This is a genomic window from Ornithinibacillus halotolerans (assembly GCF_014637405.1).
Classification (GTDB): domain Bacteria; phylum Bacillota; class Bacilli; order Bacillales; family Amphibacillaceae; genus Ornithinibacillus; species Ornithinibacillus halotolerans.
Genome location: NZ_BMEY01000001.1, coordinates 47,300 through 67,100, shown reverse-complemented (window position 1 = coordinate 67,100; position 19,801 = coordinate 47,300). Strand labels below are relative to the sequence as shown.

Genomic DNA, 19,801 nt, shown 5'->3' with positions numbered 1-19,801 from the left:
GAGTACAAGTCTTACGTTCCACTAGCACAAACATAAGATTCTATATTTCATGTTGCATAAGTCTCCATAACTTTATTTGATAGTGTTTCAATAGAACTTTTTAAATTTTCTTCCAGCTGTAAAAAATCATTCATCCCATCCTAATAAGAAAAGACCAACACTACTAAGTAGCATTGGTCTTTCATTCTATTACATGACGGCACGCATCACTTGCTTCACATAGAAATAGCGGACAATTAAGAAATAGATAATCTGAATTAATGTAAAACTTCCTAATACGATAGAAGCTTCTACTGTTAAATTGTAATTAAAGAAATTGGATAGAGCTGTAAGTGCAACTGCACCGTGGATTAAGGCCACTACAATTGGTGAGAAAAATAACAAGGCAACTTGTCGATTGACCACTTTTTTCAACTCAGAATCGGTTAAGCCAATTTTAGCAATCGAACTGAATTTCTGTTTCTCCCCTTCTAAATCAGTAAACAAACGGAAATATAAGAAACTACCAGCGGAAACAAAGAAGACAATCCCGATAAATAAGCCAATAAAAAGAATCGGTCCAAATGTTTTATCAATTTCATATAATTGATAGTCTATCGCAGTTACTTTATATTCGATAGCTTCGTTAATTTTACTTCCAACTTCAATTAGTTGTTCTTTCCCAGCATCCTCTGCTTTCCAAACAGCAATAAAATCACGATAGTCTGGAGAAGTAAATTTTTCAAATACGTTATCATGAACAACATAATAGCCAGTCATGATATTGAGCACTTCCGTATCAACAACCTGACTAGGAAGTACAATAGTACCATCCTTTAGCGCTATAGGAGAATCCATTAATAGTTCACTAGCTTTTGGTCCCTCCGAAAGCATTGCACTACTTTGTTCCACAACAATCGCTTCTTGCTCGGCTGGATGTACTTCAGATTCTCCAATTAAAGCAGCAAAACGATTATAATCTGAAGCCTTCACAACTAGTACTCGAGCATCTGGGATCAAATTATCAAAATAGGTTAATTCCAATGTTTCCATCTTTGAATCAATTTTTTCCTCTTCTAAAATCCCATTAATAATAGATAAATCATTCTCTATAGTCTCATTTGAATCGTTCCCCCATGGAGAATACGAGAGTGTATACTGATTAACTTCTTTCATTCCCTTGGTTAGATATGATTGAAATCCATATAACGTACCAATTGCACTAAATGCTACGGTCGAAATAATTGCCACCATAAAGAATGTTCGCGCATTATCTTTCATCCGAAACGATAAATCAGAGAATAATAACATGTTCGTCTTGCGCCAGAAGACAAGTTTATTTCCTTTTAAGCGACGTATGATATAGACACTCAATTGGGTAAATAGGAGATATGTTCCAAGTGTAACAACAAGAACAACCGGTATTAATGCAGCAACTACTTGAAGCCCTTCTACATAAAGGGATACACCATATCCTACTGCAATTAATAACGCTGCAAAAACAGATAGAATGACCGAAGCTTTCGGTTCTCCTTTTGATTTCTTATCCCCTTTAATTAAATCTACTAATTTATTTGTCCGCAATATAAACGAAACAAATAGAGAAATACAGAAAAATAGAAAGATAAAACTTATAAACGTAATGATAATCGCCCATGTTGGGAAATAAAAGTATAAGGATTCTTCAATAATTAGTACATTTTCTGCGATAAGTAAAATGGCTTTTGCAAAAACTAAACCCGTTAAAATTCCACCTACCGTAGCAAAAAATCCAATTAAGATATTTTCTAAAAAGACCATCCATCGAATTTGCTTGTTCGATGCACCAAACATAATAAGCAAACCGAACTCTTTCTTTCTCGATTGTAAAAATGAACTCATCGAATAAAGAACGAAGAAGAAAGAGAACACATAGATGATTCCTCCAGCAACTGCCATTCCAATTAAGGCATTTTGATTCACTTTCCCACCCGAAAAAGCAGGGTGAAATGCGAAAATTGCAAACGTGAAAAATACCATAACTGTAAACAAACTACTTAGGAAGTAGGCAATGTATAGTCGTTTATTACGTAAGACATTATTAAACGCGAACTGACGAAAAGTCATTGCCATCCCCTCCCATCAATGAGAGCATGTCAATTATCTTTTGGAAAAATGCTTGCCTACTCTCCCCACGATGAATTTCTGAATGTAGTCTTCCATCTCGAATAAAGACAACACGATCCGAGTAACTCGCTGCTTGCGGATCATGGGTTACCATTAATAGACTTGTTTTTTCTCTTTCATTAATAGAAACAAGCATTCCCATCACATCTTTGGATGCTTTCGAATCTAAGTTACCTGTAGGTTCATCTGCTAATAATAACTTTGGTTCATGGATCATTGCACGAGCAATCGCTACACGCTGTGCTTGCCCACCAGATATTTCGTAGGTTCGCTTACTCATAATGGCTTCAATACCGAGTGATTTAGCTAACTGATGAGCTTTTTCCTTCATTTCTTTAACACGAGTTCCATCTAATGTTAATGGTAAGACGATATTTTCTTCTACCGTTAATGTATGGAGTAAATTAAAATCTTGGAAAATAAAGCCTAATTCATTGCGTCGGAATTTTGCTAACGCATTTTTCTTCAATTTATGGGGATCTCTCCCATCAATTTCAACTTGTCCTGTCGTAGGTGAATCATTCGTTGAGATGATATTCAATAATGTCGTTTTCCCACTACCAGATGGTCCCATAATCGCGACAAATTCACCTTTTTCAATTTCTAAATCAATATCGGTTAACGCTCTGTATGCTACTTTTCCTTCATAAATCTTACTAACTTTTGTAAGTTTAAGCATAATCATTCTCCTCTCAATACTTCATCTAGTACAAAGTATAGCCCGTTACAAGACCAGTCAACCATCGATTATGCTTTCACTAATCTTACATTTGTGTAAGGTTTTGTGTAGGAGTAAAAATGATTCGAACAATGGTGCCTTTTCCAACTGCAGACTCTAATTCAAGTTCATGTTCTAATCGTTCTGTTACTTCTTTCACTAAATAAAGTCCCATTCCTGTCGATTCCCGGTACTTCCGTCCATTTTCACCAGTGTAAAATTTATGAAATACCCGCTTTTGATCGACAACTGGAATTCCAACTCCAAAATCTTGTACTTCTAGTACTGCCTCGCCTGAGCGCTCAAATAATGTAATAACTATCTGATTTGATTTTCCAGTTGAATATTTAACTGCATTATGGATTAGTTGAGACAGAATAAAGAAAAGCCATTTTTCATCGGTCTCTACAGTAATTCCTTTAGTCTTTTCTTTCAATTGTGGGTATACTTCATTTCGTATGTACAAACGTTTGTTTTCTTGATTAACTTCATGGACGAGTTTAGCTAAGTGAACTGGTTTTATATGAAAATCCTCCGAAATAGTTCGCAGCCTTGCCATATATAGTACCGTATTCAGTCCATTTCTCATTCGTTCCGTTTCTTCTCTTAAACTAGAAGATGCTGGCTCGTCCAAGTCTTGGGCTGTCAGTTCAATTACAGATAGTGGGGTTTTCATCTGATGAACCCACCGGTCCATAAATAACAGATGTTCCTCCTGTCTTTCTTCTGCTAATTGGATTTTCATTAAATATTGGCGATACTGGGATTGTAGTAGATTGTCCAGTGCTCTTTCGACTGGAGATCCTCCAGTAAGTTCCAGAGAGCTATCTAAAGTTTCCATTGGTTTTACTAATCTTTTGTAAAACTTTCTCCTACTCAAATAACGATACATTAAATAAATCGTTAAAAGAAATATAGATAAAAAAACAGCATATACACTAACACCACTGCCTCGAAATCCGTCTAACCAGAAAAGAATCGGAATGGACACACTTTGTACGACATAGATGACGATAAGTAGTATATGTTCACGAAGAAATAGTTTCATAGTTACCCTTCTTTCCACGTTATACGCAATCGGTAGCCTGCACCACGAACAGTTTCTACCGCATCTTCAATGCCTAATTCTTGGAATTTTTTCCGTACCCGTGTAATGTTCACGTTTAACGTGTTCTCATCCACATACATTTCATCATCCCACAGTTTCACTAATAAATCTTGTCTTCCAGCGACGCGAGGATATCTCTCCAAAAGACTTTCGATAATATCTGCCTCTTTCTTTGTTAATTGTGTCATCATCGTTCCAAACCGTAATTCTAATCGTTCCGGATAAAGACTTAATCCTTCCCTTTGCAGTACCCGTTCTTCTTGTTTGGTAGCATATTCTCCATATGCTCGACGCATTTGGCTACGGATTTTGGCCATAACAATATCTGGGTGGAATGGTTTCGTAATAAAATCATCGCCACCATTTTCTAACGCCATAACCTGGTCCATCTCACCTGTGCGTGCGGAAATAAAGATGACCGGACAGATGGATTCTTTACGGATTTGTCTGCACCAATAATAGCCATCATAGCTTGGTAAATTTATATCGAGTAAAACAAGACTTGGTTGTTCATCTTGAAATGTACCAATGATGTTATCGAAGTCTTTTGCAATTATGACATGATAACCGTACTTTTCAATATAAGATGAAAGATATTCGGCTATCTTGTTATCATCTTCTACAATCATGATTTTTTCCATAACGTGTTTCTCCTCAAATAATTAGTTTATTTTAGTTTAATGTAACAAGCGGATTCCATCAAATTTCATAGTAGGTAACTTATCTATAGAAAAAAGGGAAAGCATAAAAAGCTCTCCCCTTTTGTCATCCATTCATTCTGAACTTATCCATCAATCTTATTGAAAATCAAATTTTATCGTGTGGACCCCTATTCGTTGAGAACTTTCTTCATCAACAACGACTATTTCTGATTCAATATAATCTTCTATAATAGGTAATGGATCATCACTAAAATCTTGAACTTTCATTACTGCATCTACTGTTTTATTTGCGACAACCTTATCGATAAATGCAATATATTTATCGATAGACTTACCATCTGCAATCGTTTTTTCAGACCAAAATGAAATATTTTTATCTAACTTATTCTCAATTTCCAAATTTATATAATAAGTTTGTTTCTCTCGCACATCCCTAACCGTTTCCTTTTTAATTCTTTTTAATGTTACTTTTATCTGTTCGGAATCATAAATAACATCATTGTAGTTACGCTCGAAATCACCGTTCTCTTTCTCTTCATTCAATCCAGAATTATCTTCTTTCCCTTCGTTTTCTTCTTGATTTCCATTAATAGCAACCGGTGTAAAATCAATTATTACAGGATGTTCACCAATCACGTCAAAATCTTCATCTGAAAGACTAACAGTAAATTCTAGTTTTTCTTGGATGAATAATAAATCCTTATCAAAACTCTTGATAGACATTTCAATCAGTTCTACGCTATTCCCTTTTACAGGTGCGGATAAAGATGCCATACTATCAATCATTTTATCGTCTGCAGACTCATTAGTAGAAAAAACAACGACATCTTTAGCTAATTTATTCTCGACTTCTAATGCAATATAGTAACCTTTATTCATAATCCCTCCTTCCTGTCTTTTAATTTCTTTCAATACAATTCTTATATCATCAGAATCATAAATTTCCTCGTTAAATTCTTGATTAAATTCATTATTGTTTTCTTCCTTACTTATGTTCTCATTGTTCTCGGTTGTTTCATTATTACTTTCTGAAGCGTCATTTTCTTCTTGTTCCTCTTTATTTTCATCATTCACTTCATCAGGCGTAACTTCTTCATTATTTTCATCTTTTTCAATTGCTTCTTTATCATTACAAGCACCCATAGTTAATATCAATAACACCATCATAATATTAAGATAATACTTCATATGTACTCCCCCTATTATTATTAAATATCGTTCTTGTTTGAACACTGGTGTAAATTATAAAAATAAACCCCTTATTTACCATACATTAATTTTATTTCATACAACATAGTTCATAAGTACAAAACTTAGAGCTGTAAATTTAGAAATCTAGGTAATATTAACTCTGGGTCACTTCACCTGGATTATAATTCTAATAAAAAAGCCCTAGATTGCTAAAAAGAATCTAAGGCTTTCTTCTATTAACTTATACGATTCATCAACTCATAGTGATGTAGTCGTAATTCAAATAGGGTAAGTGGATCTCGGTAAATCTCCGGTTTTTCGAGCAAGGTTGTTAATGTATGTTGTAGTTTTCCAATTTCATCTTGTACTTCTTCATTGACTACATTTAATACATCGTAGGAATTAGTAAAGAAACGATTCACATCCCATTCAATAGAATCCTCAAACGACTCCATTTGCTGAAGGAATGGACGAATAATTTCTTCTGCAATGTCACTATAATCACCATTTTCGATGTAGTTTTTATAGCGAGTATAAAGCATATCTTTATTTTTCGTGATGGAACCAAGAATTTTTCCAGCACCTTTTAGAAGAAGTTGGGAAGCATTTTTTCGTAACATAATATTAACTTCTTCTCGCAATATTAATCCTCTAGACATTCGGTCTAAATCCCGTTGCCAATCCTCTAATACTTTAAAGTCCCCTTTTAATTTAACTCTTTCCTCACCAAATGTTTCATTCATTTGTAATGCTAGTTGATCAATTGTCTCCTGACTGTCTCTCCATTCGTTTTCACAAGACTCCAGCCATTGCTTACGATAACGATCATACTCATACATAACGGTTTTACCTAAGTATTGGTTCAAACGTTTGTTCATTTCTGTATTTAGTTCGACATGGAGTTTGGTAAAGTCACTATCTTCCTGAACTAGTTCAGAACAATAACGAATAATTTTAGGGATTTTACTTGTCATGTTTTCCTTTAATTTCTCTTTAAATTCCTGGAACGAAGTAATCATGGTCGTTGCTTTTTCTTTTTCCATGTCACGAATTTGCTGTTCCATATCAATAATTTCAGTTTGTCGTTCTTCATTCCATTGAATGTCCTGCTTAATAGAGACTAGCAATTCCCTCTTTTGTTCCATTAAGAAACTTATCGCTTCTTTGATCATATTTCTGATCGTAGTTGGATTTGCTTGTGTTATAACTTCATGATCAATTATTGGCGCCATATATTCGATTAAGCGTTCTAGCAAACCTTCTTTCTCAGCCCAAACTTTAATAGCTTCATAAATGAGAAGGCCCTCTTCCCTACCATTATGAGCTGCTGGTGATTGAGCATAAAGTTGTTCTGCTTCCTTTATTAAATTAGCATCCAGTTCCGCTGGGAAAATTTCATCCCAAGCAAGAATGGCAGATGATACGGATAATGCATTAGCTGAAGATAATGTTAGCCAATTCCTTACATGACTATTCATGACATCACGAATCTCTCGAATTAAGAACCGTCCACTAATTAATTCAAAGAACGTGTCAGCAAATAACTGTGGAAGCTTCTCCCAAGTAAACGTTTGGTCTGGTAATGTTTCTAAAAGGATTTCGTTACATACAGATAACCATTCAATATAATTCGTACTTCCTCGATAACTCTTCCAAAATACTTCTAGTAAACTTTCAAATCGTTTTGGGTCGAGTTGTATTACTGTCTTTAAACAATCCTTAAAGTATGTCGGATCAATATTTGTTGTAAGACCATGCTCCGCATACCCTTGTAAGATTTCAAACCAAGAAAAAGCTTGCGTTCGAATGGCTTCATTTACTGCTAACTCAATTGCACTATCCCAATCTTGAATATCTTCAAAATACGTTTGAGCAATTTCGGTAATACGGCCATAATCGGGATGTAATTGAACCGCTTCTTTAATCGTATTAACCGCTTTATTACTTTCATCTTGTTGTATGTACAAAGAAAATAACTGTAATAGGACTTCTGATTTTAACACGAGTGATTCCGTTTTTACCTCATGATAAAATTTTTCCGCTAAATCTAAAATACCCATTTCCATATGAGCATCAGCTATATTTTTCTGTGCCCAAGGAACGAGTGAAGGCTCTAATGGAAATTGCCATTTATGAACGGCTGCTTCATAATCCCCATTCATAAAGTAGACTTCCCCTTGTGCATAGCGAATAGAAGATAAATCCGGCTGTTCTGTTCGCATTTCTTCTCTGAACTTATCACCTAATAGTTTTATCGGATGACTTTGTTTGTTATCATCTAACAAACTTTGATAATAAGTTTTATTAATTAGTACATTCTCTGTTGTCAATTTAATCCCCCGCAATATTCGTTTATTTTTGTCGTTAAATCACATCTATATTCATATTCACATGGACCTCATAACATTCTTAAAAAGGAATCGTACTTTTGTACAATATTTCAACGTTACTATATTCGAAAGTTCATACTAATTTATGGGGATGGGAGAAATAAATGAAATATAGAGAATACTAAACGAATTCGAAACAAAAATTGAATTTGTTAATTAAATCGTGTACAATTAAATCGTACACGATTTAATTGAGGAGGAATTACATTGACTACGGTTTATGATTTTACAGTTAAGAAAGCAAATGGAGAAGAACAATCACTAAGAGATTATGAAGGAAAACCACTTATCATTGTTAACACAGCTAGTAAATGTGGGTTAGTTGACCAATTTAAAGAATTACAAGAAATTTACAGTCAGTATAAAGATAAAGATTTAGTCGTTTTAGGATTCCCTTGTAGCCAGTTTAACAACCAAGAATTTGATAATATTGAAGAAACAACGGAATTCTGTCAATTAAATTATGGCGTAAGCTTTCCTATGTATGGCAAGATTGATGTAAACGGAAAGAATGAAGATCCTCTATTCACTTATTTAAAATCAGCAAAAGGTGGCCTCCTTTCCAAAGATATTAAATGGAATTTCACTAAATTTCTAATCGATCGCAACGGTGAAGTTGTTGAACGTTATGCTCCTACAACAAAACCTGCTAAGATGGATAAAGATATTCGGAAAGTATTATAATTTTAGGACTGGGGATGAGTTCATTGCTAGACTTTTTAACATTAGAAAATCAACTTTGCTTTGCCATTTATGAAACAAATAGCCAATTCACAAAATTATATTCCAATGTACTTCATCCCTTTGGCATTACGTATCCACAATATTTAGTACTTCTTGCTCTATGGGAAAGAAATGGAATGACTGTAAAAGAGTTAGGAGAACGTTTAAAATTAGGTACTGGAACACTGACACCAATGATTAAACGGATGGAGACGAATGGCTGGGTCCGGAAAGAACGTGCCGCAAATGATGAACGGAAGGTATGTATCTTTTTGGAAGCAAAAGCGCTAGATGAAAAACATGCAATCACTGAAGTAATTGCTAAAGAAGTGTTAGCTTGTAATATTGAACTAGCGGAGTATGAAGCGCTATTACAACAGTTGAAAGCTTTACAAGGTAAATTAAGTACTGGATTGTAGTGGGACGTTTACTTGTCCCACTCCGTTCCTTATTCGCTAATCGCAAGTTCATCATCCAGATGATCGATATACGTATCAAAGTTTATGATCGTATCTGTTAAATAGCAAAATTCAATGATTTCTTTATTCATATAGATATGAGGTTGTTCATCACCACGAATATATTGAACAACCATAATTACAAAATTAACATCATATTGTTCCTTAATTTGATTTAATAATGGAATCTTATTTTTTAAGTTTTTAATCGTATCCAAAATCTGTGCCCCTACGTCCAATCTCTCGATATCAGACTTCTCTGCATCCCAGGAAGAAAATAAATACTCCCTCCCATTTTTACTACGATCTCCTTTGTTCCAACTCTGAAACGGTTGGATCCCTAGTAAATTCGTAATATCTTCTGGATTAAAGATCCCTCTTTCGTAGGCCACTAATCCCCTGCTAACAATTTGTCCATTACTTTCAATACCGAAGTAGGTGTATGTATTGGTTTGTTCCAATTGACATGCTCCCCCTTGTACAATTATCGTAGTTTTCTATCTAAAACCTCCTCATTCACAAGACTTCCTCTTAAAGGTTCCTTCCGATTGCCTTCACGACTTCAACTGCAAATTCTGCACAGTAAATACCAGCCGTCTCTAAATCTTCTGTATCGTCATCGATCACTTCAGAGTTTGATATAATTCGAAATGATAGATAAGGGATATTATTTAATTTTGCAATTTTACCAGCTGGATAGGCCTCCATTTCTTCGGCACTTGTGTTAAACGTATCCCGTAACCAATGGATCCGGTCCATCTCTCGATTCCAAACTTCAGCACTTCCAATTGTTCCTTCTACTACTTTTCCGTATGTATATGTACTAGCTGTTGCTAAAACGATCTCTACTAACTTAGGATCACTAGTTAAGACTTCTGGTGCTGGATGTACACCATTTTCATCAGGGAACAATGAATCTAAATGAACCCAAGTTGTTGGATCAGATCCTTGACCTTGCTCCAGAATTCCTGTACGAAAACCATTGATGTTAATAACTTCATTCCCAATTATCAAATCATATACGAATAATTTAGGATCATGACCACCAGCTGTACCTTGATTAATTATGATTGAAGGTTGATATTTCTCAATGAGAAGAGTCGTTGATGCTGCTGCAGTAACAAAACCAATATCCGTTTTGGAAACGACTACTGGAAGCTCACCTATCTCACCAATGTAATAGAAAAAACCACCATGTTTTTCTTCTTTATACTCTCCCATTTCCTTTAGAAGGGCTGATATTTCACAATCCATCGCGCCTTGAATAGCAATTGTCGTCAGTTGATTCATATGATGTCACCTCTAGTAAATTTTCTAAAATGTTTATGATTTTCAGTATAATGATAAATGATGTGATTGTAAACGGGCTATGTGGTTTTACCTGTTGTGTTGTACGAAAGTTTGAAGGGAATGATCAAGAGATACAAAAAGGTCTCACATCCTACTAGGACAAGGTTAACCTCATAACACTCCTCTTTGTAGCAAGTGGCTATCCATCTTGTTTCTGATTTTTAATAAAGAATCCGATAATCGTTAAAAGAATTCCTATCACAAAGAAGATAATTTCAGTTCCAGAAAATCTGCTACCTTCACTGTTTTGGATATATATCGCCACTAACATGATAGCAATACCAAGTAACAGGAACTTATTTGATAACATTACGAGACATCCTTTCCCAAGAATTATAGTTCATTGCTTTAATTCATATCGCCTACATAAGTAGGCATTTTCTCACTTCGATAGTAAGAAATTAAATAAGTTCTTAATGCTCGGGGAAATAGTTTATACTCTAATAAACTATCTATTGGTAGCCATTCTACACCGATTTGTCCTTTATCCGGATTGCTTCCTTTGCTATCAGTTTCCGCTTTGAGATGACATAAGAACATAAACTCAGTTTGATGTGCATGGGAATGGTATTTAGCAAGCTCATGGTTTTTACCAATATATTCTCTTACAAATAATAATTCACCTATTTCCACCTCTACACCTAATTCTTCTTTGCACTCCCTCATTAATGCCTGATGAAGATTTTCGCCATGTTTTTGGCCACCACCAGGTAGAATATAATACGTTCCACCATTTTCAAGCATTTTAATAGCAAGTAACTTCCCTTCTTTTATGATAACGGCCTTTGCTGAATTTCTTATTCCCAATTTAAATAGTTTAACGACTATTTTTTGTGCTATATTACGGATTCGCATCCATCGATTTCCTTTCTATTTTTCACTATAATACTAAAGAAATAGCATAACATTCTGAATATTGGTTGTAAAAATTAAAAGGGGGACAGTCCCCCGTCATTATTTCTCTAATGCTGCAATTCCAAAACCACCAGGTCCTGCATGGGTAGAAATCATTGCACCGGCTTGAATCCACTCTATACTACGAAAGCCATTTTCCTTTGCTAGATTTGTCATACGATCTTGAATCTCTTTTGCTAGACCGATAGAATAAAGTAAATAAAGCTGTGATTTATCGATATCGTATTGGTTTAGATAATCTTGCATTAGTTTTTCTGTAACGGAATTCATCTTACCACGGTATTTTTTAGTAGAAACGAGTTTTCCATCGATTAGTTCGATTCGTGGTTTGATTTTTAATAAAGCTCCTCCAAGGTAAGCGAGATTACTAACCCTTCCTCCTGCTTTCAAAAAGTCTAAACTACCTGGAACAAAAGCAAGTCTGGACTTTGGAATAATCGCATTAATTTGATCAATTAGAGACTTAGGTTCTATGTTCGGATTCTCTTGTAATAAGTTGGCTGCAAACATAACGATTGCACCTAGTCCACCAGTAACATTTAATGCATCAAGGAGATGAATTCCTTCCATCTCTTCGGTCGCGATAACAGCATTATGAAAGGATGAAGAAGCTTTCGACGTATATCCAATATGGATAATCGTGCAATTCGGATTATTTTCCTTTATTTCACGAAAGAATTGCTCGTATTCATGGACATTCGTTGCTGTTGTGGATGGTATCTTTTTTGTGTTCTCGTAGTATTTATATATTTCTTCCACTTGTAATTGTCCATCAAGGTAATCTTTATCATCCATAATCACATGCATTGGTACTACTTTAATATTATGTTGCTTTGTCCAGTCTAGTGGCAAATCAGCACCGCTTTCTGTTGTCAGTATAATTCTATTCATCTACCAAACCCCTCTCGTATATCTACTAAGTATAAGTAGCTCTTAGTACCTAACTATACATGAATTTTCTAAATTTTAAAATGACTATTTTTATTTGGGTTTAAAATCTATTTGGTCTACTGTGTACTAGTTGAAAGAAAGAAATTGTCTCTGCCCAATAATTGCTAGTGTGTTTAATTGAAATACGTGCTATAATAACAGAGCGATGAGCTGATTTGCATAAGACGAGGAATAAGGCAATACATGTGAATGTGAACACATGATTCCATCGCCGCAAATATACGTAGAAAACGCCTGTATACGATACAGGCGTTTTTTCTTTATCTGATACTGTTCGACAATTTTCGGGGGGTGTCAGACACCTTTTATATTCACTTATATACCTTTTAAGAAAGATTTAATACAATAACTTTCTCACGAGTCATAGAGTCGATACTTTTTCTAATTCCTTGAACACCCATACCGGATCCTTTTACTCCGAGAAAAGGAAAATGGTCTGGACCACGTTCTGATCGTCCGTTTATTTGCACAGAACCGGTTTCTATTTTACTTGCGAGCGCAAATGCTTTATTGATATCCCTCGTAAAGATACTCGTTTGTAAACCGTATTCAGACTTATTCGCGATATTCACTGCTTCTTCATCAGAAGTACAACGAATAATTGGTAAAACAGGACCAAAAGGTTCTTCCCAAGCTATTCTCATTTCTGTATTAACATAGTCAATTAGGGTCGGGTATATTAAATTTCCTTCTCGCTTGTTTCCAGTTAATACTTCAGCACCTTGTCGAGCGGCATCTTTAATCAAGCCTTCCACAAAGTCTGCTGATTTTGTATCAATTAATGGAACCACTGTATTTCCATCCTCTGGGGAACCAACCGTTAAGTTTTCAACCTCAACCCTTAATTGTTTCACTAACTCATCAGCGACGTTTTCGTGTACTAGTACTCGCTTAATCGCTGTACAACGTTGTCCTGAGTAAGAAAATGCTCCACTAATAATATGGTTTGCAGCTTCATATAAATCAGCATCTTCCCGTACAATTGCCGGATCTTTTCCACCAAGTTCCATAACTAACGGTACCATGGCAGATTTTTTCGCTAAGTTCTTCCCTGTTTTTGTACCACCCGTAAAGGAAATCATGTTAATTCCTGGATGTTCCACTAGATAATCTCCAATGTCAGATCCTCTCCCAGTAATTAGATTAATGATTCCATTAGGTAATCCTGCTTTATGCAATGCTTGAATCATTTTTGTTCCACTAAGAGCCCCTTGAGTAGCTGGTTTAAAAATAACAGCATTACCTGCAATTAGTGCAGGTGCTATTTTTGCAGCGGATAAGTTAACAGGATAGTTAAACGGAGATATCGCTAAAACAACTCCTAATGGTACCCGTTCGACAATGGCAAGCTTGGATTTTGAACCGCCTGGGAAATTATCTCCACGCATACTTTCCCCGTTTATATGTTGCGCTTCTCCAACCGTGTATCGAATAAAATCAGCAGTGCGCACTACTTCTTTTTTGGCATCTGCCAAGGTTTTACCTACTTCCTTCATGATTGTTTCCGCAATTTCATCTTGCATGTGGACTAATTCATCTGCCCATTTATATAAATACGCGCTTCGTTCTTGAAGAGATTTATCTGCCCATTTTATTTGTGCGAGATGAGCAGCCTCAATAGCCTCATCTACTTCTACTCGCGATACTGCTTGTACTTTTCCAATTACTTCTGGCAAGTATGGTGAATGAATATCGATAGTTTCCCCTGATCGGCTTTCTCGCCATTCTCCATCCATAAAAAATTTATATTCTCTTGTTGCAACTATACTTGGTGTCATATCAAAATTCTCCTTTATAACAGATTAATAGTAGTTTAACAATTTTTTTGATAGAAATCTAAACATATGCTTATACCTCATATTAGCAGTAGATACTAATATACTCATTAAATAAGTCACTACCGAATATTGCCAACAATAAACAGCATGTATCGAGAAGTGAGAGCACTATTGATAAGTATTTTCTGATGTATTTTTAGGTTTGGTTTTTATGGTGAAACGTTCATGAGGCATATTCTCATTTACAAATTGATTTTGAAAAAGCACAAGAGAAGAATACTCCTGTGCTTTTTCGTGTAAAAACTCTATTAATAAAATAGTTGAAGTAAAACCCCAACTCCATCAGTAACATAGATCATGACTAAACAACTTCTCTAAAACATTATCCGACAAATTCCGGGTGGTGACTGACACCAATATATCACCAATAGACTACTTAATTATTAAAAAATTCTACATCCCTTTCATACTGTGTTGATGAACGTTGCATTTGTTCTATCATGTTTATCCAATCATCGGAGTTTATCATTTCATCTTTATATGTCTCACGGTATCGATCAGTGATAATCTCTGCTCCATTCTCTAATTCCGCTATTATAGGCGATTCAATTCCTGTAATATTATTTAGAATAGCTTCTCTCCATTCATCATTTACAGACTTCATTAATTCAAATCTTTCCACATATTCAGTAGACAAATCTACTGCATAGTCTTCACCTAATTCTTCCTCTAATATCATTAAATATGAACTAAAGTTAGTTGCCATATATACCGGATAAGGGCTGGTAAAATGGTTATTATCTTCCATACGTTTCAACCAAGTTTCTGCAAGGGTAACTATTTTTTCACCACTTTGAAATATGTCTATATAGTTATCACGTAAGTAACCTAATTGTTCTTTTGTTATTTGATTCTCTTCAAGAATGTCCTCTAAATAGTTACTGTTCATCACTGTCGAGGATGCCAATGCGGAAATATCATTTTCTAGATTAAATGATAGATAGCTTTCATAGAGTACATTTTCTTTATATTGACTAACTCCAAAATAAGCTAACAAACCAAAACTAATCAGAACTAATGCAATAGTAATATACCGTTTCGTTTTTGTTTTCTTCATTAAGTCCCCTCCTGAATGATTATCTGATTTATTTCTTCTATTCCGAACTGTTGCAAATACTATGATTATAATGGAACTTACTACCAATAAAACAATAATAAAAAACACAGGGTCAGAATGGTCCTTATACCACTTGTTCATTACTAAATTAGTAATTGTTACTTCTATAATCGGGGCTTCTTCTAGATCAATATCTAATTTTTGGTCTTCAGAAAATAGATAAAATCCAAAATCATCTCCGTCTCTATAATTCAAACCGGAATAATGGGACACGCCTAACTCAAAAGATTCTCCACGATAAAATCCAATTGCATTAACCCGGTCATAATTTGTGAAACCGCCTTGACTATAGGCGTGTTCAACACCAGACACTAATGTCGCTCCATTTAAGTTATACGTCCCACTTGATCTAAAAGATACTTGGTAATCTGTTCCACCATGAACGAGTACTTCAGACACATAAATCTGATTTTCTCCGTCATTATAAACGACTTTTCCTTTATTACTATCAAAATCACTTAAGTCAATCTCAACGGAGAACTCGCCTTGAACTGGAGACGATTCAAAAGAATAACGATCAACTTTCCCATGAACATAGTTAATACCTTCTATCCAAATACCCAATATTCCGCTAATCCAGAGAATAATGAAAGCTATTATTGTTACAATGATGGATAACACTTTATATTTCAATGGTACTGGTCCAACGAATCCCAGTTTTTTTCTAATTAGTTTAATCACCATGTATACCATTAATCCAACACCAATCATACCGATCAAAATCAAGAGCATAGGGTCAACATGACTCATAAATTTGGTTAAAGCACCATCCCCACTAACCCGCTCCACATTTTCTATTGGGGATGTATTTGAAAAAATTAAGAATGCAACAAAGACAGACACTGCAAAAACTGCTACACTACCTGCATACCCTAAAATGTCTCTCAACCTGTACTTCTTTTCATCCTTTTCAATCTTACATAAAATATTATTCTCTAACTCTTTTATCCGGTTTTGATTAAAAGAAACATGGTTATCTAGGTTTTTTAACTCTTCATCTAATTTGGAATGATCCTTTTGTTCGTTCATTTATTAAACCTCCTTCCCATATTGCTTCTTCAGAGCAGGAATCGCTCTATAAAGTGTTGTCTTTACTTTACCTTCAGACCAGTTTAAGATTTGACTCGTTTCTTCAATGGAAAAACCTTTTATTTTTCTTAAAATAATAACCTCACGATAAGCTGGTTTTAAGTTACCTAGTGCTATGTATAAATCCCTTGTGCTTTCTTCGATTTCTACCATCTCTTCAGGTAATGGATTTTTATCCATTAAGGAAGGGAGCATTTCTCTTATTAATTCAATAGGCTTCTGTTTTCGCAAAAAATCAATCGTCGTATTGTGTGCAATACTAAACAACCAAGTCCTAGGTTGAGATTCTCCTTTGAAACTATGTTTATTTTTATACGCTTTAACAAACGTTTCTTGCGTTAAATCCTCGGCATGTTGATAGTCCCGTACCATCATAAGTATGTATTTTAAAATGGTTTCCCCATATTGTTGATACCATTCTGCTATGTCTTTTTTATCTCGTTCTTGCAAAACTACTTTCCCTCCCCGTATGCTGCTCATTATTATGACGAATTTAATAATTAAAAGTCACACTTTATAATAAATTATTATTTCAACTCTTCCATCTCGTTTATTATTCCAGTAATATTGATATAATGATAGATAAAAAATCCTTGAGTTTGCCAATGAATATGTTTATCGTACCGGAAAAGAATCTTTATATGATTTAGTTATAAAATTGATATAAAACACACGAATTGAGGTTTATCCCTATGATCATTCACTGCACCAAAAAGCTACAAGACCAATTAAAATTGAAACCCGAAACTGTTGAGGAGGAGTCCCCTCTCATCTCATGGCATGCTAATCTATTAATTATAGATCGCAAAAAAACCTTAGTACTCGTAAATGATAAAAATCGATATGTACTCGTTTTATATGGCCTACTTGCTAAGGACTTTAAAAATCTAGATCATCTCATTGTACAGGCTATTCGTCGTACCTTCCAACAAGAGGGTATAAAAGAAGATGTGATCGAAAAATACTTAGAAACTGCTGGGGATTTCACGTATACAAAAACGAGCGATAGAAAATTAGTTGCTCGCATGAACAAAGCATGTGAATTGGTCTATAGCTTTGCAGATTTGATAGATGTTGACTCTATTGAACAACCTGCATTAGGATACCGACTAAGTAGATTTTTAGTCGGAGATGGAAAAAAGGACTATTTTCACCCGAACAAAGCAATGTATGAAGATCTAGAGGAGTTAATTGGTCTTCCCATTTTTCAAACAACAGCATATGAGCTTACGATCACATTACAGCTCCAATCCAATAATGTATATCGTAAAGTAATCGTACCTGCTAATTTTTCATTTGCAAGGTTACATCATGTAATTCAAACGGCATTTGGTTGGCAGGATGAACATCTCCATGAATTCTATATATTAAGTAATGAAAAGACAAACAATCCGTATTTTAAGCATAACCCTGTTTTTGCTGGTGGGTATAAACCACTCGCTAACCTTGTCAGTGCTGAAGAAGCTTTTGAGTTCAGAAAAAGTGATATCCCAATGGCAATGGATGATTCTGTTATTTTATCCCAATTTCTACCGGGAAAAATAACGTATGTTTATGATTATGGAGATACTTGGATTCATCACATTAAGGTGGAACGTATTTTAGAAGATTATGATAAAAATTATGCTACCTGTACAGCAGGCGAAGGCAAAACACCACCAGAAGATGTTGGTGGTGAAGGTGGATATGAATATTTACTTGAGGTACTTGCTGATAAACATCATGAGGATTACAAGCATATGAGAGTTTGGTCGGAATCACAAGGTTATAAAGACTTTAATATTGAGATGGTTAATAGAAGCTTAACGTATAAATAATATACAAAAGTGCCAGTTCTTCTTCTAGTATGTTCATTCTAGGAAAAACTGGCACGAATATAAAACTAAAGTGTGACAAAAAACCTTCTCTCTTCCTCTACCACCTGAAATCCAACAGATTGATAAAGTTTTAGTGCATGTTCATTTTCTGTATCAACCATTAAGTAAGCTTTTGGTAAGCCTAGATCTTTCAAATAGGTCAATGCTGTTGTTAATAAAAATGTAGCAAGTCCATTTTTTCTCCATTCTGGTCTAACAAAAACATCCTCAATAACTCCAGTATCTTCTTCTTGCCAAGCCATCGCACATGCAATAATTTGACCATCATGTCTAATTGGTATCGCCGTCCAATTTGGATTACTTTTATACTCCCGTAACCGTCTTAATCCAAGTGTATCTTCTGGCCAGATTTCCCCTTCTACTTCCAGATACGCTGCTTCCTCTTCTTCACTTTCCATTTTCCAAAATTCCCAAGTTAACTCTTCATGATGAAAAGGAATTGGGTCAATTGGTTGGTGTAGATCTCTTTCCATTGTGTATAATGTATTCAGTGGCTTGAATCCTTTTTTCTCCACAAAAAAGCGATTGTTATCGACTTCTGTTGCAAAATTTCCTATACAAAAATTAGTTTGATAAGCACTAGATAAATAGTTTTTCAGTTCTAAAGCTCTAATGTGCAACTTCTCATATAGTAGGTCCATTAACTCAAAATCTTGTTCTCGTTCAGGCAACGTTTTCAAATTTAGATAGATACTGTGACTACTACTCTCCGGTTGTCCATCTGACAAACGATTAATAATTTCAACTTGCCCTTTTCCTACCATCTTTCCGTTCTCAAAAGCACAAAATACATTGTCCCAATTCTCCTCGGGACCAACCCACCAAAAAACTACTTTTCTATTATTTGTAACTGATTGATAGAAATCTCGTAATAGTGGCATATCCTCTTGTATAAAGTTTCTAATTTCTGTTTGCATATTAATTTTCTCCTCTATATAGTGCTCTAAGCCTTCTTTAAGTCATTTACTGTTACCGATGAACAGTATCTTACTATACAAAATAAAGAAAGACCCCAATAAATACCGCAATGAATATCGTTTCGATTTTTTCGATTATCTTTGTTTTTATATTGTTTTTTCTGTTATAACAAAGTATTTTAAGTATCGAGACAATGAAAAGTATACTTAACACAGGTACATATATAACGTTAACAACGAAAGGAAAACCTAAAGGTATGAGAAGCATTGTGATGAATAACGTACCAATTACGATCACAAACTTCTCCACTTTATACTTTTGTTCATGAAACAAAAAATCTATCATTCTCAT

19 protein-coding genes are annotated in these 19,801 nt (G+C 34.8%); 3 read left to right on the top strand and 16 right to left on the bottom strand.

Annotated features, from left to right (window positions below; translation table 11 throughout):
- Nucleotides 1-189: 189 nt before the first annotated feature.
- The 6 genes from IEV35_RS00420 to IEV35_RS00395 form a co-directional block, all read right to left on the bottom strand.
- A complete protein-coding gene (locus IEV35_RS00420) occupies nt 190-2,085 on the bottom strand; it encodes an FtsX-like permease family protein (protein ID WP_188382706.1) in 1,896 nt (631 codons plus the stop codon).
- On the bottom strand, nt 2,060-2,824 hold the full coding sequence (locus tag IEV35_RS00415) for an ABC transporter ATP-binding protein (protein ID WP_308419749.1): 765 nt from the start codon (nt 2,822-2,824) through the stop codon (nt 2,060-2,062). Before IEV35_RS00415 ends, IEV35_RS00420 begins: the two co-directional genes overlap by 26 nt.
- Before the next feature lie 85 nt (nt 2,825-2,909).
- Nucleotides 2,910-3,911, bottom strand: coding sequence for a sensor histidine kinase (locus tag IEV35_RS00410; protein WP_188382704.1), 1,002 nt, complete (start codon nt 3,909-3,911; stop codon nt 2,910-2,912).
- Nucleotides 3,912-3,913: 2 nt separating this feature from the next.
- Complete coding sequence (locus IEV35_RS00405) at nt 3,914-4,612, bottom strand: response regulator transcription factor (protein WP_188382703.1); 699 nt, start codon at nt 4,610-4,612, stop codon at nt 3,914-3,916.
- A 156-nt stretch (nt 4,613-4,768) separates the two neighbouring features.
- A complete protein-coding gene (locus tag IEV35_RS00400; protein WP_188382702.1) occupies nt 4,769-5,821 on the bottom strand; it encodes a hypothetical protein in 1,053 nt (350 codons plus the stop codon).
- A gap of 239 nt (nt 5,822-6,060) precedes the next feature.
- Nucleotides 6,061-8,154, bottom strand: coding sequence for a tetratricopeptide repeat protein (locus tag IEV35_RS00395; protein WP_188382701.1), 2,094 nt, complete (start codon nt 8,152-8,154; stop codon nt 6,061-6,063).
- Nucleotides 8,155-8,421: 267 nt separating this feature from the next.
- On the opposite strand from IEV35_RS00395, the gene IEV35_RS00390 reads away from it, so the two are divergent.
- Nucleotides 8,422-8,898: a glutathione peroxidase gene (locus IEV35_RS00390; RefSeq protein WP_188382700.1), complete on the top strand. Its 477-nt coding sequence runs from the start codon at nt 8,422-8,424 to the stop codon at nt 8,896-8,898.
- A gap of 14 nt (nt 8,899-8,912) precedes the next feature.
- Nucleotides 8,913-9,356, top strand: coding sequence for a MarR family winged helix-turn-helix transcriptional regulator (locus IEV35_RS00385; RefSeq protein ID WP_229740594.1), 444 nt, complete (start codon nt 8,913-8,915; stop codon nt 9,354-9,356).
- A gap of 29 nt (nt 9,357-9,385) precedes the next feature.
- Here the strand turns inward: IEV35_RS00385 and IEV35_RS00380 are convergent, their stop codons facing one another.
- The 8 genes from IEV35_RS00380 to IEV35_RS00345 all read right to left on the bottom strand — a co-directional run bounded on the left by IEV35_RS00380 (nt 9,386) and on the right by IEV35_RS00345 (nt 17,105).
- Nucleotides 9,386-9,856, bottom strand: coding sequence for a DUF4279 domain-containing protein (locus IEV35_RS00380; protein ID WP_188382698.1), 471 nt, complete (start codon nt 9,854-9,856; stop codon nt 9,386-9,388).
- A gap of 70 nt (nt 9,857-9,926) precedes the next feature.
- Nucleotides 9,927-10,685 carry a 5'-methylthioadenosine/S-adenosylhomocysteine nucleosidase gene (locus tag IEV35_RS00375; RefSeq protein WP_188382697.1) on the bottom strand — a complete coding sequence of 253 codons (759 nt, stop codon included), beginning with the start codon at nt 10,683-10,685 and terminating at the stop codon, nt 9,927-9,929.
- A 199-nt stretch (nt 10,686-10,884) separates the two neighbouring features.
- Nucleotides 10,885-11,055 carry a hypothetical protein gene (locus tag IEV35_RS00370; RefSeq protein WP_188382696.1) on the bottom strand — a complete coding sequence of 57 codons (171 nt, stop codon included), beginning with the start codon at nt 11,053-11,055 and terminating at the stop codon, nt 10,885-10,887.
- 38 nt (nt 11,056-11,093) lie between these two features.
- Entirely contained in the window at nt 11,094-11,600 is a 507-nt protein-coding gene (locus IEV35_RS00365; RefSeq protein ID WP_229740593.1) for an NUDIX domain-containing protein, read from the bottom strand.
- Between the two features lie 99 nt (nt 11,601-11,699).
- Nucleotides 11,700-12,551, bottom strand: coding sequence for a DegV family protein (locus tag IEV35_RS00360; RefSeq protein ID WP_188382695.1), 852 nt, complete (start codon nt 12,549-12,551; stop codon nt 11,700-11,702).
- 386 nt (nt 12,552-12,937) lie between these two features.
- A complete protein-coding gene (locus IEV35_RS00355; RefSeq protein ID WP_188382694.1) occupies nt 12,938-14,389 on the bottom strand; it encodes an NADP-dependent glyceraldehyde-3-phosphate dehydrogenase in 1,452 nt (483 codons plus the stop codon).
- A gap of 436 nt (nt 14,390-14,825) precedes the next feature.
- A complete protein-coding gene (locus tag IEV35_RS00350) occupies nt 14,826-16,595 on the bottom strand; it encodes a hypothetical protein (protein ID WP_188382693.1) in 1,770 nt (589 codons plus the stop codon).
- A 3-nt stretch (nt 16,596-16,598) separates the two neighbouring features.
- The gene (locus IEV35_RS00345; protein ID WP_229740592.1) at nt 16,599-17,105 is read right to left on the bottom strand and encodes an RNA polymerase sigma factor; all 507 of its coding nucleotides are present in this window, start codon (nt 17,103-17,105) and stop codon (nt 16,599-16,601) included.
- 242 nt (nt 17,106-17,347) lie between these two features.
- On the opposite strand from IEV35_RS00345, the gene IEV35_RS00340 reads away from it, so the two are divergent.
- Nucleotides 17,348-18,472 carry a plasmid pRiA4b ORF-3 family protein gene (locus IEV35_RS00340; RefSeq protein WP_188382691.1) on the top strand — a complete coding sequence of 375 codons (1,125 nt, stop codon included), beginning with the start codon at nt 17,348-17,350 and terminating at the stop codon, nt 18,470-18,472.
- Nucleotides 18,473-18,537: 65 nt separating this feature from the next.
- Here IEV35_RS00340 and IEV35_RS00335 read toward each other — a convergent pair whose 3' ends face one another.
- Together IEV35_RS00335 and IEV35_RS00330 are read right to left on the bottom strand one after the other, a co-directional pair.
- Complete coding sequence (locus IEV35_RS00335) at nt 18,538-19,449, bottom strand: GNAT family N-acetyltransferase (RefSeq protein WP_229740591.1); 912 nt, start codon at nt 19,447-19,449, stop codon at nt 18,538-18,540.
- Between the two features lie 73 nt (nt 19,450-19,522).
- Nucleotides 19,523-19,801 carry a hypothetical protein gene (locus IEV35_RS00330; RefSeq protein WP_188382690.1) on the bottom strand — a complete coding sequence of 93 codons (279 nt, stop codon included), beginning with the start codon at nt 19,799-19,801 and terminating at the stop codon, nt 19,523-19,525.